Here is a 14,947-nt window from a genome sequence, read left to right on the forward strand (position 1 = left end):
CAATCAGCAGGGACTCAGCTCAATATGGAGATGGCCCCAAGGTATTTCAAGGTGCGGGACAGATTGTCGCAGGCCAGGCTGTCAAGCCAGTGTACTTCAGGCCAGCCACGCAACCAGGTGAACTGCCGCTTGGCCAGTTGCCTGGTGGCAATGATACCGCGTTCACGCATCTCATTCTCAGTCAGCTTGCCGTCCAGGTAATCCCAGACCTGCCGATACCCCACTGCCCGTATAGACGGCAGCCCGGCGTGCAAGTCACTTCTGGCTCGCAGCGATCGGACCTCATCGACGAAGCCCTGTTCCAGCATCTGTGAAAATCGTAACGCAATTCGCTGATGCAAAATGTGACGATCTGTAGGAGCAATCGCCAAACTCGCGACAGTATAGGGCAAATGTCCGCCAGCGCCTGCGTCTGCGCCGCGACTTTCCGCGAATTGACGTTGTCGATGTGCCGTCATGCTCTCGCCGCTCACCCGGTACACCTCCAACGCCCGGATCAACCGCTGCGGGTCGTTGGGATGGATACGCGCCGCCGACTCAGGGTCAACCTCGGCCAACTGGCGGTGCAACTCGGCCAGGCCCAGCGCTTCGGCCTGGGCTTCCAGCTCGGCACGCACCGCGGCATCGGCCGCCGGCATGTCGGCCAGGCCATCGATCAACGCCTTGTAATAGAGCATGGTGCCGCCCACCAGCAACGGGACCTTGCCGCGCGCGGTGATCTCGGCCATGGCCTCCAGGGCATCAGCACGGAACTGCGCAGCCGAATAGCTCTCGGCCGGGTCGCGAATGTCGATCAGCCGGTGCGGGTGAGCGGCGAGGATTTCTTTCGACGGCTTGGCCGAACCGATGTCCATGCCGCGGTAGACCAGCGCCGAATCGACGCTGATCAGCTCGCACGGCAGTACTTTGGTCAGCTCGATGGCCAGGTCGGTCTTGCCGGCCGCCGTCGGGCCCATCAGGAATATTGCAGGGGGCTTGCCGCTCATTTCATCGACCGCGCAGGAAGAGTTTGTCCAGGTCGTCCAAGCCCATCTGGGTCCAGGTGGGGCGACCATGGTTGCACTGGCCGCTGCGCTCGGTGTTTTCCATGTCACGCAGCAGGGCGTTCATCTCGGGGATCGCCAGACGCCGGTTGGCGCGCACGGCGCCGTGGCAGGCCATGGTGCCGAGCAGCTCGTTGAGGTGAGCCTGGATACGGTCGCTGGTGCCGTATTCCATAAGGTCGGCGAGTACATCCTGCACCAGGCGGTTGGCCTCGGCCTGCTTGAGCAAAGCCGGGATCTGGCGGATGGCCAGGGTCTCGGGGCCCAGGCGCTGCAGTTCGAAGCCCAACCGCTGGAACCACTGCGCGTGCTCTTCGGCGCAGTCCGCTTCACGCTGGCTCAGGGCCAGGGTCTCGGGAACCAGCAGCGGCTGCCCGCTGAGGCCTTCGCTGGCCATGGCCACCTTCAGGCGCTCGTACATGATGCGCTCGTGTGCGGCATGCATGTCTACCAGCACCAGGCCGATGGCGTTCTCGGCCAGGATATAGATGCCCTTGAGCTGCGCCAGCGCGTAACCCAGCGGGGGAATGTCACCCTGGCTTTCGGGCAACGCCGTCGGCGCCGCGCCTTCATCCAGCGGTTTGTAAAACTCGCGATACACCGCCTGCGCCTCGGCGGCTGGCAGCGGCTGCGAGGGGCGCGGGGTGTACTGGTACTGGTAACCCGCGCCACTGCCACCACTGGAAAACGACTGCTGCGGGGCTCGCGGCTGCTCGAGCACCGGTGAGGCCAGGCGCATTTCGCCCTGGGGGCCGAACTCACCGGCCTGCTGGCCCGTGGGGCGGACCACTTCGGGCACGGCAGCAGGCGCCGCCAACTGGTCTTCCGGGCGCACATCGGCCAGGGCGCGATGCAGGGTGCCATACAGGAAGTCGTGCACCGAGCGCCCCTCGCGGAAACGCACTTCGTGCTTGGTCGGGTGCACATTGACGTCGACGCCGTTGGGCTCCAGCTCCAGGAACAGCACGAAAGTCGGGTGCCGACCATTGAACAGCACGTCGCGGTAGGCCTGGCGCACGGCGTGGGCGACCAGCTTGTCGCGCACCGCACGGCCGTTGACGAAGAAATACTGCAGGTCTGCCTGGCTGCGCGAGAAGGTCGGCAGGCCGACCCAGCCCCACAGGCGCAGGCCATTGCGTTCCACGTCGATCGGCAGCGCCTGCTCCATGAAGCCCGGGCCGCAGATGGCGCCCACCCGCCGCGCACGGGCGGTTTCATCGTGGGCCTCGTGCAGACTGAGGATGCTCTTGCCGTTGTGGCGCAGGTGGAAGCCGACATCGAAGCGCGCCAGCGCCAGGCGCCGTATCACTTCCTGCAGGTGATCGAATTCGGTTTTCTCGGCCTTGAGGAACTTGCGCCGGGCCGGGGTATTGAAGAACAGGTCGCGCACTTCCACCGAAGTACCCACCGGGTGCGCCGCCGGCTGCACCCGCGGGGTCATGTCGCGGCCTTCGGTTTCCACCTGCCAGGCCTCGGAAGCGCTGGCGGTCCGCGAGGTCAGGGTCAGGCGCGCCACCGAGCTGATCGAGGCCAGGGCCTCACCACGGAAGCCCAGGCTCAATACCCCTTCCAGGTCTTCCAGCTCGCGGATCTTGCTGGTGGCGTGACGGGCCAGGGCCAGCGGCAGGTCGTCGGCGGAAATGCCGCTGCCATCGTCACGCACCCGCAGCAGCTTTACGCCGCCCTGCTCCACTTCCACGTCGATACGCCGGGCGCCGGAGTCCAGGCTGTTCTCCAGCAACTCCTTGGCGACAGATGCCGGCCGCTCGACAACCTCGCCCGCGGCAATCTGGTTGGCCAGCCGCGGGCTGAGCAGCTGGATGCGCGAACCGCCACTCATTGCGAGGCCAACGTGGTAGCGGGGATATCGAGGCGCTGGCCGACCTTCAGCTCATCGGTCTTGAGGCTGTTGGTGCTGCGCAGGCTGGTCACGCTGACCTGGTAGCGCACGGCAAGCATCGCCAGGGTCTCGCCAGGGCGCACCGTGTGCTCACGCGGGCCAGCGGCGATCTTGCCGGTGTCGCGCAGCCAGGCGATGTAGGTGCCAGGCGGCGGATTCTGCTGGAAGTACTGGCGCACACCAGTGTGGATCGAACGGGCCAGGGCCTGCTGATGGCTTGCGGTGGCCAGCTTGGCGGCTTCGTTGTTGTTCGAGATGAACCCGGTTTCAACGAGGATCGACGGAATATCCGGCGACTTCAGCACCATGAAGCCGGCCTGTTCCACCCGCTGCTTGTGCAGCGAGGTGATGCGCCCCATGTTGCCCAGCACCTTCTGCCCGACATTGAGGCTGGAGCTGAGCGTGGCGGTCATCGACAGGTCCAGCAGCACGCCGGCCAGCATGCGGTCCTTGTCGTCGAGGCTGACGTTACCGGCACCACCGATCAGGTCGGAACGGTTTTCCGTGTCAGCCAGCCAGCGCGCTGTCTCGGAGGTAGCGCCGCGGTCGGACAGGGCGAACACCGAGGCACCAAAGGCAGCACGGGACGGCGCGGCGTCGGCGTGGATAGAGATGAACAGGTCGGCGCCCTTCTTGCGGGCGATTTCCGTACGTTTGCGCAGCGGGATGAAGTAGTCGCCGGTACGTGTCAGCTCGGCCCGGAAGCCTTTTTCGCTGTTGATCTGGCGCTGCAGTTCCTTGGCGATCTGCAGCACGATGTCTTTTTCATGTTGGCCACGCGAGCCGGACGCACCCGGGTCTTCGCCGCCGTGACCGGCGTCGATGGCAACCACGATGTCACGCTTGCCGTTGGGAACCGGCGGCAGCTTGATGGCAGGCTGGGCCGGGGTCACCGGCACTGCTGGCGTGGTTGCGGGCGTTGGTGCCGGAGTCGGGGCCGGAGCCGGCGCGCTGGCAGCGATGGCGTCAGCTTCCTGGTCGTAGAGGTCGACCACCAGTCGGTTACCGTACTGGGCGTTGGGCGCCAGGGTGAAGCTTTTTGGGGTGACCGACTTTTTCAGGTCGACCACCACGCGCAGGTCGGTCGGGGTGCGCTGAGCCGAACGCACGCTGCTGATCGGCGTATTGGAGGTAGCCACGTTCAGTGGCGCGGCCAAGGTCGCACCATTGATGTCGATAACCAGACGATCAGGTGCGCTCAGGGTGAATACGCTGTGCTGCACGGGACCAGACAGGTCGAAGACCAGCCGCGTGTTGTCCGGCGCGCGCCACAGGCGCATGCTCTTGACTTGAGTGACGGCCAGAGCGTCAACGGTCACCGTTGTCAGCAGCAGCCCAACGATGGCGACCAGTGCGCGTATGCGCATACCTACCCCACTTACTGTTTATAGTGTTCGGCCAGTGCCACGCACCAAGCCTCGCCGCGAGCCCCCTGCGGCGAAAGGATCAGCGAGCGTCCGCCCGCTTGGGGGCTTATGGTAATGGTCAGGTCGGGCTTTGGCAAAACGCCCGCACCCTTTTGTGGCCACTCGAACAGGCACAGCGGGTCGCCCTCGAAATAGTCACGAATACCCATGAACTCCAGCTCTTCCGGATCGACCAGGCGATACAGGTCGAAATGGAACGCCCGCACCTCACCGATCTCGTAAGGCTCGACCACGGTGAAGGTCGGGCTTTTCACTGCACCAGTATGGCCCAGACCACGAATCAGGCCACGCGACAGCGTGGTTTTGCCCGCGCCCAGGTCACCTTCCAGAAAAATCACGCCGTGACCGCCGGTCACCTCGGCCAGTTGTGCGCCAAATTTGACCGTGGCCGCTTCATCGGCCAGAAACAGGTTTAAGCCAGACACGCAGAATGCTCCTCCAACAACTCACGAATGACCGGCGCCAGATCACTGGCCGCCAGGCCTCTACCTTTTACGCCCAGACGCTCGCCGGCACAGGCGTGCAGCCATATCCCCAGCCCTGCGGCATGCCAGGCATCCAGGCCTTGGGCCAGCAGAGCCGCCAGCACGCCGGTCAGCACATCGCCAAGGCCAGCACCGGCCATGGCCGGGTGGCCGCGTTCGCACAGCAGCAGCTGCCCGGCCGGGTCGGCTACCAGAGTGCCGGCCCCCTTGAGCACGCAGACGCTGTTGTAACGGCGCGCCAGCTTGCGTGCGGCGCCCGCGCGGTCGGCCTGCACAGCCTCGGTGGAAATGCCCAGCAGCCGCGCCGCCTCCCCGGAGTGCGGGGTAAGGATGCTGCCACTGGGCAGGGCCAGCGGGGTGCGCGCCAGCAAATTCAGGGCATCGGCGTCCCACACCTGTGGGCGCTCGGCATTGGCCACCGCCGACAGCAGGCTGCGGCCCCAGGCTGCCTGGCCCAGGCCAGGGCCGACCACCAGCACCGAAGCGCGCTCCAGAACACCCATCAGCTGGTTGGCCGAAGTGGCGCCCAGGCACATTACCTCGGGCAGGCGCGCCAGGCTGGCAGTCACGTGTTCAGGCCGGGTCGCCACGCTTACCAGCCCAGCGCCACAGCGCAGGGCGGCCTCGGCACTGAGCAGCACGGCGCCGCCGGTACCGAGGTCACCACCGACCACCAGTACATGGCCGAAGTCGCCTTTATGGGCACGCGCGTGCCGTGCCGGCAGGTGCGCGACAGTCACGCTGCTGAGCGATTGAGGGGTATGGCTGGGGTGTTTGGTCTGCGGCATGGGGTCAAAGGCTCCAATGTCTGGCAGAATTATACGCACCTGAGCCCGTATTGCCTTGCCCATCCATGTCCGCCTGTACGCCTGACCTCGCCCAACTGGCCCAATCGATCAAGATTTGGGGCCAAGAACTCGGTTTTGCCCATGTCGGCATCGCCGGGGTCGACCTTGGCGAACACGAACACCACCTGCAACGCTGGCTCGACGCCGGCTACCAAGGCGAGATGGATTATCTGGGTGCTCACGGCAGCAAGCGCGCGCACCCAGAGCAACTGATCCCCGGCACGGTACGTGTGGTATCGCTGCGCATGGATTACCTGCCCGGCGACACGCAGATGGCCCAGCGCCTGGCTCAGCCGGAAAAAGCCTACGTGTCGCGCTACGCCCTGGGCCGGGACTACCACAAGCTGGTGCGCAAGCGCGTGCAGTTTTTGGCCGATCGCATTCAGGAAGCCATCGGCCCGTTCGGCTACCGCGCCTTCGTCGACAGCGCTCCGGTGCTGGAAAAGGCCCTGGCCGAGCAGGCCGGGCTGGGCTGGATCGGCAAGAATACCCTTCTGCTAAACCGCAAGGCGGGCAGCTACTTCTTCCTCGCCGAGCTGTTCGTCGACCTGCCGCTGCCGGTTGATGAAGCCACCACCAGCGAACACTGCGGGCGCTGCCAGGCATGCCTGGACATCTGCCCGACCCAGGCCTTCGTCGGGCCGTATGTGCTGGATGCACGGCGCTGCATCTCCTACCTGACCATCGAACTGCGGGGGCCGATCCCAGTAGAGTTGCGCTCGAAGATGGGCAACCGGGTGTTCGGTTGCGATGACTGCCAGATCGTCTGCCCGTGGAACCGCTTTGCCAGGCACAGCCAGGAACAGGACTTCCAGCCACGGCACGGGCTGGAGAATGCCGAGCTGGCGGAGATGTTCCTGTGGGATGAAAGGACCTTCCTGCGCAAGACCGAAGGCGGGCCATTGCGCCGGGCCGGTTATGAGCGCTGGTTGCGCAACCTGGCGGTGGGGCTTGGCAATGCGCCTTCGACGATCCCGGTGATCGAGGCGCTGAAGGCGCGGCGCGAGGATGCCTCGGAGCTGGTGAGGGAGCATGTGGAGTGGGCGCTGGCGCAGCACGGCGCTCGATAGCGACCCAGCCCCAGAGCTTGCGCCACCCTTGTGGGAGCGGGCGTGCCCGCGAATCAGACAACGCGGTGGATGGCACCGGCTCTGCCGGTGTTCGCGGGCTCGCCCGCTCCCACAGGGGCCATGTTGTGCCGGAACTGCGTTACTGCTGGTCGTTGTAGTGGAACTTGGGCATTTCCCAATGGAACCGAATCGCCAGCAACCGCACAAGGAGCCCGCCAAACAAGGTCAGCAGCATCGCCTGTTCCGCCGGCACCTTGAAATGCACGCAGCCCAGGTAGAACCAAGCCGCCGCGAATGAGACGCTGGCGTACAGCTCGCGGCGGAACACCAGGGGAATGTCGTTGCAGAAGATATCCCGCAAGATCCCGCCGAATACCCCGGTGATCACCCCACTGATCGACGCCACCAGCATGCCCTGCCCCATCTCCAGTGCGGTCATGCAACCAATCAGGGTAAAGGCCACCAGCCCCAGGGCGTCGAGCACCAGGAACAGCGAGCGCAGGCGGCGCATCATCGGCGCGATGAAAATGGTCAGCAGTGCTGCACAACTGGTCAGCACCAGGTACTCAGGGTGCTTCACCCAGGTCAGCGGATAATGCCCGAGCAGCACGTCACGCACCGAGCCGCCACCCAGGGCGGTGACGCAGGCAATCAGCACCACGCCGAACCAGTCCATGCCGCGGCGGCCGGCAGACAACGCGCCGGTCATGGCTTCGGCGGTGATGGCAATGAGGTAGAGCATCAACAACATGGTGCGGGGTCCGTGCGGGCGTGCGAGGAAGGCGCGCAGTCTAACCAGTTGCCCATGGCACCAAAAGAGGGCGCAGATACAATATCTGCGCCTTTTCGGCTCACACCTTGATGAAGTGCTCGCGATAATGGCGCAGTTCGGCGATGGATTCGCGGATGTCGTCCAGCGCCAGGTGGGTGTTGCCCTTCTTGAAGCTGTCACGCACATCAGGCGCCCAGCGCGCAGCCAGCTCCTTCAGGGTCGAGACATCCAGGTTGCGGTAGTGGAAGTAGTTCTCCAGGTCGCGCATGTGCCGGTACAGGAAACGGCGGTCCTGGCAGATACTGTTGCCACAGATCGGCGACTTGCCTTTCGGCACCCACTGCTCGAGGAAAGCAATGGTCTGCGCCTCGGCTTCGGCCATGTCGACCTTGCTCTCGCGTACGCGCTGGGTCAGGCCCGAAGCGCCATGGGTGCGGGTGTTCCACTCGTCCATGCGCGCCAGCACTTCGTCACTGTGGTGGATGGCGATCACCGGCCCTTCGGCCAGGGTGTTCAGTTCGCTGTCGGTGACGATGGTGGCCATCTCGATGATGACGTCGCTGTCCGGATCCAGGCCGGTCATTTCCAGGTCGATCCAGATCAGGTTCTGTGGGTTTTGCATGCGGGGGCTCCTCGTATAGGCCGTCATAGTAGCGTAGTGGCCAAGGCACGCCCATTCACGGTGCGAAGGTAAGCCAAATGGTCCGGCGCCTGGCGTGCTAAACTGCCTGCCGTTTTCAACCTGCCCCCACGCACGGAACCTTCATGGCCAAACGCCAGCTCAATCGCCGCCAGAACTGGCGCATCGAAAAAATCCAGAACGAGCGCGCCGCGCGTGCGGCCAAACGCGAACAGCACGTGCTGCAGGAACTGGAGGGTGGCGACCTTGGGCCAGAGCAGTTGGGCCTGGTGATTGCGCACTTCGGTGTGCAGGTAGAAGTGGAAGCCCAGGACGGCGAAGCCGCGGGCCAGGTGTTCCGTTGCCACTTGCGCGCCAACCTGCCGGCGCTGGTTACCGGCGACCGCGTGGTATGGCGGGCGGGCAACCAGGGTATTGGCGTGATCGTCGCGCAGATGCCGCGCAGCACCGAGCTGTGCCGGCCCAACAACCACGGCCAGCTGAAGCCGGTGGCTGCCAACGTCGACCTGATCGTGATCGTCTTCGCCCCCGCACCCGAACCGCACCCCAACCTGATCGACCGTTACCTGGTGGCCGCAGAGCACGCCGGCATTCGTCCGCTGCTTCTGCTGAACAAGGCCGACCTGATCAACGACGAGAACGGCCCGGGCCTGCATGCGCTGCTGGAGGTTTACCGCGAACTCGGCTACCCGTTGCTGGAAGTCTCGGCACATCACGGTGACGGCATGCAACGCCTGCAGCAGATGCTCGACGGCCACATCAGCGTGTTCGTCGGCCAGTCGGGGGTGGGCAAGTCGTCGCTGGTCAACAGCCTGCTGCCGGAGGCTGGCACCCGTGTCGGCGACCTGTCGGAATGGTCTGGCCAGGGTACCCACACCACCACCACCGCACGCTTGTACCACTTCCCCAATGGTGGCGACCTGATCGACTCGCCGGGCATCCGCGAGTTCGGCCTGGGTCATGTCAGCCGCAGTGATGTGGAAGATGGTTTCATCGAGTTCCGCGACCTGTTCGGTACCTGCCGCTTCCGCGACTGCAAGCATGATCGCGAACCGGGCTGCGCGCTGCTCAAGGCGCTGGACGAAGGGCGTATCAAGCAGCAACGGATGAACAGCTACCGCTCGATCATTGCCAGTTTGCCGGAAGACGCTTACTGACCGCTTGCGCCACAGGTTCTGCGCCGGCTTCAGCTACGGCGCGATCCTGTGGGAGCGGCCTTGCGTCGCGAAAGGGGCGCGCAGCGGCCCCAGATATCAGCATTAATGCAAATATTGCCGGGGCCGCGTTGCGGCCCTTTCGCGACACAAGGCCGCTCCCACAAGGGACCGCGCAAGACGAAAAAGGGTTTACTGGTCCTTGGCCTCATCCATCTTCAGCGTCCCCTCTTCGAAGATGTTCAGCTTCTGGCGCAGTTCACGCGGCTGCATGGGGGCCTGCCCGGCTTCCCCTGGCGCCGCCGGTGCCGCAGCGGCCGGCGGCGCAGGCTCGGCAGCCGGTGCTTCTGGCGCGCCCTGCTCGCCTTCGATATTGCGCTGGGCCTTTTTGGTCAGCACGATGATGTCGATGCGGCGGTTGACCGGGTTGAACGGGTCCTTGCGGTCGAACAGCGACGACGAGGCATAACCCACCACCCGCGCCACCTGACCATCCGGGTAGCCGCCGGCCACCAGTGCACGGCGCGCGGCGTTGGCGCGGTTGGCCGACAATTCCCAGTTGCCGAATTCGCCACTGCCGGCATAAGGCTTGGCGTCGGTGTGGCCACTGATGCTGATCTTGTTCGGCACCGCCTTGATGGTGTCGGCCATCGCCAGCAGAATGTCCTCGAAGTACGGCTGCAGGCGCGCGCTGCCAATGTCGAACATCGGCCGGTTCTCGGCGTCCATGATCTGGATGCGCAGGCCGTCCTGGGTGATCTCGAACAGGATCTGGTCCTTGAACTTCTGCAGCTGCGGGTTCTCTTCCACCTTGTTCTGCAGTTCCTGCAGCAGCAACTCCAGGCGCTCACGCTCGACCTGCTCGGCCATGGTCTCTACCTGGTCCTTGTCCAGCTGGATGCTGGTATCAGGCGTCGGTTCCGACTTGGCTTCGGGGTTGATGGTCTTCTCCGGAGCCAGCTGAGGCGAGCCCCCCAGGTCGATGACGTAGGGCGTTCCGCTTTCCGAGAAACCGATCGGGTCCTTGAAGTAGCCGGCAATGGCAATCTTCTGTTCAGGCGTGGCCGTGGACAACAGCCACAGCACCAGGAAGAACGCCATCATCGCCGTGGCGAAGTCGGCGAAGGCGATTTTCCAGGCGCCGCCGTGGTGGCCGCCGCCAAAGCGCTTGACGCGCTTGACGATGATGGGCTGATTGTTCTCCATGACTCAGCGACCGCGAACCGCTTGTTCCAGTTCGGCGAAGCTTGGGCGATGCTTGGGGTACAGCACCTTGCGCCCGAACTCCACCGCCAGCGAAGGTGGCATGCCCGAGGCCGAGGCCACCAGCGAGGCCTTGATCGACTCGTAAAGGTTCAGCTCTTCCTTGGCATCGTGCTCCAGGCACTTGGCCAACGGGCCGAAGAAGCCGTAGGCCGCCAGAATACCGAAGAAAGTACCCACCAGCGCCGCACCCACATGGAGGCCGATGGAGGCCTGGTCACCATCACCGAGCGAGGCCATGGTCACCACGATACCCAGTACCGCCGCAACGATACCGAAGCCGGGCATGCCGTCGGCGATGCCGGTCACCGCATGGGACGGGTGCTCCAGTTCTTCCTTCATGCTCAGCAGTTCCATGTCGAACAGGCCCTCGAGTTCGTGCGGGGCCATGTTGCCGGTGGACATGATGCGCAGGTAGTCGCAGACGAACGCGGTCATGCGCTCATCGGCCAGCACTGTCGGGTACTTGGCGAAGATCGGGCTGGCGGCGGCATCCTCGATGTCGGCCTCGATGGCCATCATGCCTTCGCGCCGGCTCTTGTTCAGGATCTCGTACACCAGGCCCAGCACTTCCAGGTAGAAGGCGTGAGTGAAGCGCGAGCCGAACATCTTCATCGACTTCTTGATGACGTGCATGGTCATGTGGCCAGGGTTGGCCTGCAGGAATGCACCAAAGGCCGCACCGCCGATGATCAGTACTTCGAACGGCTGGATCAGCGCCGCGATCTTGCCGTGGGAAAGCACGTATCCGCCGAGCACGCTCGCGAATACGACGATGATGCCGATAATTTTAGCCATAGGTTCAAAGCACTTGCTGTCGTGGTCAGGGGAAGAGACGGGAGCTTTAAAACTCTTCTTCTACTTATCGGCAGAACTGCGCCAGACTATAGCCACTCAATGCGAAAAGCCAGTTCGGACTGATGTCAAAATGCCAATTGAAACCAAGGTGCCCGCTCAGGCTCCACGTACGCTAGAGGCCTGGGTAAAGCTGCTCGAGAGTGTTCGCATCCCCGTGCCGAAGCACAGCTACGACCGGGTCATGGCCGCCATCCACGATAACCGCCGCTCGCTGCGGGATATCGCCGAACTGATGCAGGATAGCCCGGCACTGGTGCTGTCGGTGATGCGCGAAGCCAATCATCCCACCAATGCCAGCCTGGCAGAGCCCGCCGAAAGCCTGGAAGTCGCCCTCAACCGCCTGGGCCTCGAGCGTAGCGAACTGCTGCTCAAACGCCTGCCAGCGGTGCCCGTAGAAGAAATCCCACCGGTACTGTGCCAGTTTCAGCTGATCAGCCAGCACGCCTCGCAGCAGGCCAGCGGCCTGTTCGCCAGCCGTCTGGCACGGCTGTGGCAGGAAATCCACTGGGGCAGCCTGTTGTTCCTGTCGCCACTCTGGCCGCTGGCGTTGGCCTACCCCAAGCTGCTCGATACCTGGGAGCTGCGGGTTATCCACAAGGGGGAAGACGCCGCCCATGTCGAGGAAGAACTGTTTGGCGTGCGCATCATGGAACTGTGCCAGACCATGGCGGAGTACTGGCGCCTGCCACAATGGGTGACCCAGGGTTACCGCCTGCTGCTGGAAGAGCGCGAACAACTGGCCCAGGTGCTCAGTATTGCCCGCGACCCGGACCTGCTAAGCCAGCAACACCGCCTGGACGCCGAGCCAGGCCTGCGCCGCTGGTTCAACCAGCCGGCCAACACCGTGCTGCTGGCCAACAACCTGGCCCTGGCGGCACAAGTGGGCTGGGATAACCCGCACCTGTTGCGCTGGCAGCTGTTGACCGCCCTGTACCTGCAGACCTCGCTGGACGACGTGCAACAGCAAGTGCACCAGCAGGCTGCGGCCAGCGCCCGCCGCCACGCCCAGCATGCCCTGTTCCACCCGGCCGAAGCGCTGATCTGGCCCTGGCACCAGCGCCGCCCGCACCCCGACATGCTGGCTCCGCCACCGCCCACCAGCGACGAATTGGCGCGCTGGCGCAAGCTGTGCCAGGACCTTCTGGCCCAGCCCAGCCCGTTCACCAACAGCGTGCACCTGGCCACCCATGTTATCGAGGCCCTTCTGGTCTCTGGCATGCAGAGGGTCCTGCTGCTGAGCCTGGACAAGGCAAACGACCAGCTGCGCGTGCAGCAGATGGCCGGCCTGCCCAAGGAAGCCGGGGCGCTGGTACTGCCGGTGGCGCAGAACAAACTGCTGCAAAAGCTGCTGGCAAAGGCCGGTCAATTACGTATTACCCCGGAAAACCACAGCCAGTTCTCGGCCCTGCTGCCGGCCCCGCTGCGCGCCTTGTTCCGCAGCGAGCACGTGCTGCTGCGCTCGCTGGCGGTGGCGGACCAGGTACTGATGCTGATGGTGGCTGACCAGGGCTGCCGGCCGCTGGCCGATGTCAGCGTTCAAGCCTTCGGCAAGACCGCACAGTGCACTGAACGGGCGCTGTCGGTGTTTGCCAACCGCAAGGCCTGAGCCTTGCGCTACAATCGCCCCTCTTTCCACACTGGAGACCGTGGATGACTGACTTTTCAGGCCTGCCCCTGGTGATCGAAGCCGCGGACCTGCTACCGCGCCTGGATTCGCCACAGCTGATCCTGGTCGACCTGAGCAGCGCCAACCGCTATGTCAGCGGGCATATTCCCGGCGCACGCTTTGTCGAAGGCAAGCGTACCCAGCTCGGCCAGCCCCCCGCACCCGGCCTGCTGCCGGCCCTGGGTGAGCTGGAAAAACTGTTCAGCGAACTCGGCCACCGCGACGATGCCGTGTATGTGGTGTATGACGATGAGGGCGGCGGCTGGGCCGGGCGCTTCATCTGGCTGCTCGACGTGATCGGCCACAAGCGTTACCACTACCTCAATGGCGGCATCCAGGCCTGGCCCGCCGACAAGCTCTCCACAGAAGTGCCCGCCAGCGGCAACACGCCGGTGCACCTGCGCATCGACAGTTCGCCAACCGCCACCCGCGAGTACCTGCAAAGCCGCCTGGGCGCCGACGATCTGGTCATCTGGGACGCCCGTGGACCGCAGGAATTCAGCGGTGAGAAAGTACTGGCAGCCAAGGGCGGCCACATCCCCGGCGCGATCAACTTCGAATGGACCGCCGGCATGGATCTCAACGACCACCTGCGCATCCGCAAGGACATCGCCGAAGTTCTGCAGAAGCTGGGTATCACCCCCGACAAGGAGGTGATCACCCACTGCCAGACCCACCGCCGCTCCGGTTTCACCTACCTGGTGGCCAAGGCCCTAGGCTACCCGCGCGTCAAGGCCTACGCCGGCTCGTGGAGCGAATGGGGCAACCACCCGGACACGCCTGTAGAAGTCTAAGGAACCTGAATGAAATCCCGTTTGTTCATCATCAGCCAATACCTGCTGCCGCACCACCTGCTGTCGCGGCTGGCCGGCTGCATCGCCGAGTGCCGCGTGCGCTGGTTCAAGAACGCCTTCACCGCCTGGTTCGCCAAGCGTTATCAGGTCAACATGAGCGAAGCGCTGGTCGAGGACCTGAGCGCCTACGAGCACTTCAATGCCTTCTTCACCCGCGCCCTGAAGCCGGGTGCCCGCCCACTGGACGAGACCCCGGGCGCCATCCTGTGCCCCGCCGACGGTGCCGTCAGCCAGCTTGGCCCGATCGAGCACGGCCGCATCTTCCAGGCCAAGGGCCACGGTTTCAGCGCGCAGGAGCTGCTGGGCGGTGACCCGGCAATGGCCGCGCCGTTCATGGGCGGCGAGTTCGCCACCATCTACCTGTCGCCCAAGGATTACCACCGCGTGCACATGCCGCTGGCCGGTACCCTGCGGGAAATGGTCTACGTGCCGGGCCGCCTGTTCTCGGTCAACCAGACCACCGCAGAGAACGTCCCCGAACTGTTCGCCCGCAACGAGCGCGTGGTTTGCCTGTTCGACACAGAGCGCGGGCCGATGGCCGTGGTGCTGGTTGGCGCGATGATCGTCGCTTCGATCGAAACCGTGTGGGCCGGGCTGGTGACGCCACCCAAGCGTGAACTGAAGACCTTCCGTTACGACGAAGCCAGCCGCACACCGATCCACCTGGAGAAAGGTGCCGAACTGGGCCGCTTCAAGCTGGGGTCGACTGCTATCGTGCTGTTCGGGCCGGAGCAGGTGAAGTGGGCCGAAACGCTGGGTGCCGGCTCTGCGGTGCGTATGGGGCAGCAGTTGGCGGTGCCTGTGCAGGCTTGATTGCCTGATGGAACCCGGGGCCGCTTTGCGGCCCATCGCGACACAAGGCCGCTCCCACAGGTATGGACTGCCCCCAAAAAGTTGGACAGTTTAAGCTGCCGCCTGGGTCCTGTACTCGACAGGGCTCAGGCCATTGAGCCTCAGCTTGATGCGG

The 14,947-nt window shown here is 64.5% G+C and carries 14 protein-coding genes; 5 read left to right on the top strand and 9 right to left on the bottom strand.

From position 1 onward, the window contains the following. Positions 1-14: 14 nt before the first annotated feature. The 5 genes from miaA to IRZ77_RS22760 are packed head-to-tail and all read right to left on the bottom strand — an operon-like array spanning position 15 to position 5,643. Positions 15-986: a tRNA (adenosine(37)-N6)-dimethylallyltransferase MiaA gene (gene miaA / locus IRZ77_RS22740; protein ID WP_085599721.1), complete on the bottom strand. Its 972-nt coding sequence runs from the start codon at positions 984-986 to the stop codon at positions 15-17. Between the two features lies 1 nt (position 987). Further along, on the bottom strand, positions 988-2,883 hold the full coding sequence (gene mutL, locus IRZ77_RS22745; protein WP_108480754.1) for a DNA mismatch repair endonuclease MutL: 1,896 nt from the start codon (positions 2,881-2,883) through the stop codon (positions 988-990). Beyond that, a complete protein-coding gene (locus IRZ77_RS22750) occupies positions 2,880-4,310 on the bottom strand; it encodes an N-acetylmuramoyl-L-alanine amidase (protein WP_075046528.1) in 1,431 nt (476 codons plus the stop codon). The genes mutL and IRZ77_RS22750 overlap by 4 nt, the downstream gene beginning before the upstream one ends. Positions 4,311-4,321: 11 nt before the next feature. Further along, on the bottom strand, positions 4,322-4,780 hold the full coding sequence (tsaE, locus tag IRZ77_RS22755; protein ID WP_153671421.1) for a tRNA (adenosine(37)-N6)-threonylcarbamoyltransferase complex ATPase subunit type 1 TsaE: 459 nt from the start codon (positions 4,778-4,780) through the stop codon (positions 4,322-4,324). Positions 4,781-4,782: 2 nt separating this feature from the next. Continuing rightward, positions 4,783-5,643 (bottom strand): NAD(P)H-hydrate dehydratase, encoded by an 861-nt coding sequence (locus IRZ77_RS22760; protein ID WP_196174466.1) that lies wholly within the window; start codon positions 5,641-5,643, stop codon positions 4,783-4,785. 65 nt (positions 5,644-5,708) lie between these two features. On the opposite strand from IRZ77_RS22760, the gene queG reads away from it, so the two are divergent. Then, entirely contained in the window at positions 5,709-6,773 is a 1,065-nt protein-coding gene (gene queG, locus IRZ77_RS22765; protein ID WP_085599729.1) for a tRNA epoxyqueuosine(34) reductase QueG, read from the top strand. A gap of 139 nt (positions 6,774-6,912) precedes the next feature. On the opposite strand, the gene IRZ77_RS22770 is transcribed toward queG, so the two are convergent. Continuing rightward, entirely contained in the window at positions 6,913-7,524 is a 612-nt protein-coding gene (locus tag IRZ77_RS22770) for a trimeric intracellular cation channel family protein (protein WP_196174467.1), read from the bottom strand. Between the two features lie 100 nt (positions 7,525-7,624). Continuing rightward, positions 7,625-8,167 (bottom strand): oligoribonuclease, encoded by a 543-nt coding sequence (orn, locus tag IRZ77_RS22775; protein ID WP_046613338.1) that lies wholly within the window; start codon positions 8,165-8,167, stop codon positions 7,625-7,627. Positions 8,168-8,310: 143 nt separating this feature from the next. On the opposite strand from orn, the gene rsgA reads away from it, so the two are divergent. Next, a complete protein-coding gene (gene rsgA, locus IRZ77_RS22780) occupies positions 8,311-9,342 on the top strand; it encodes a small ribosomal subunit biogenesis GTPase RsgA (RefSeq protein ID WP_196174468.1) in 1,032 nt (343 codons plus the stop codon). Positions 9,343-9,531: 189 nt separating this feature from the next. On the opposite strand, the gene motB is transcribed toward rsgA, so the two are convergent. Both motB and motA read right to left on the bottom strand, forming a co-directional pair. Continuing rightward, positions 9,532-10,545: a flagellar motor protein MotB gene (gene motB, locus IRZ77_RS22785; protein WP_013974445.1), complete on the bottom strand. Its 1,014-nt coding sequence runs from the start codon at positions 10,543-10,545 to the stop codon at positions 9,532-9,534. Between the two features lie 3 nt (positions 10,546-10,548). Continuing rightward, positions 10,549-11,400 (bottom strand): flagellar motor stator protein MotA, encoded by an 852-nt coding sequence (gene motA / locus IRZ77_RS22790; protein ID WP_015272014.1) that lies wholly within the window; start codon positions 11,398-11,400, stop codon positions 10,549-10,551. Positions 11,401-11,530: 130 nt separating this feature from the next. On the opposite strand from motA, the gene IRZ77_RS22795 reads away from it, so the two are divergent. From IRZ77_RS22795 to asd, 3 genes are read left to right on the top strand one after another with little or no spacing between them, the layout of a single operon-like run. Next, entirely contained in the window at positions 11,531-13,066 is a 1,536-nt protein-coding gene (locus IRZ77_RS22795) for an HDOD domain-containing protein (RefSeq protein WP_196174469.1), read from the top strand. A gap of 44 nt (positions 13,067-13,110) precedes the next feature. Next, positions 13,111-13,920, top strand: coding sequence for a rhodanese-like domain-containing protein (locus IRZ77_RS22800; protein ID WP_046613344.1), 810 nt, complete (start codon positions 13,111-13,113; stop codon positions 13,918-13,920). A 9-nt stretch (positions 13,921-13,929) separates the two neighbouring features. Then, positions 13,930-14,793, top strand: a complete 864-nt coding sequence (asd, locus tag IRZ77_RS22805; RefSeq protein WP_196174470.1) for an archaetidylserine decarboxylase — start codon at positions 13,930-13,932, stop codon at positions 14,791-14,793. Positions 14,794-14,947 lie beyond the last annotated feature (154 nt).

The organism is Pseudomonas pudica, from assembly GCF_015680405.1.
Taxonomy (GTDB): Bacteria; Pseudomonadota; Gammaproteobacteria; order Pseudomonadales; family Pseudomonadaceae; genus Aquipseudomonas; species Aquipseudomonas pudica.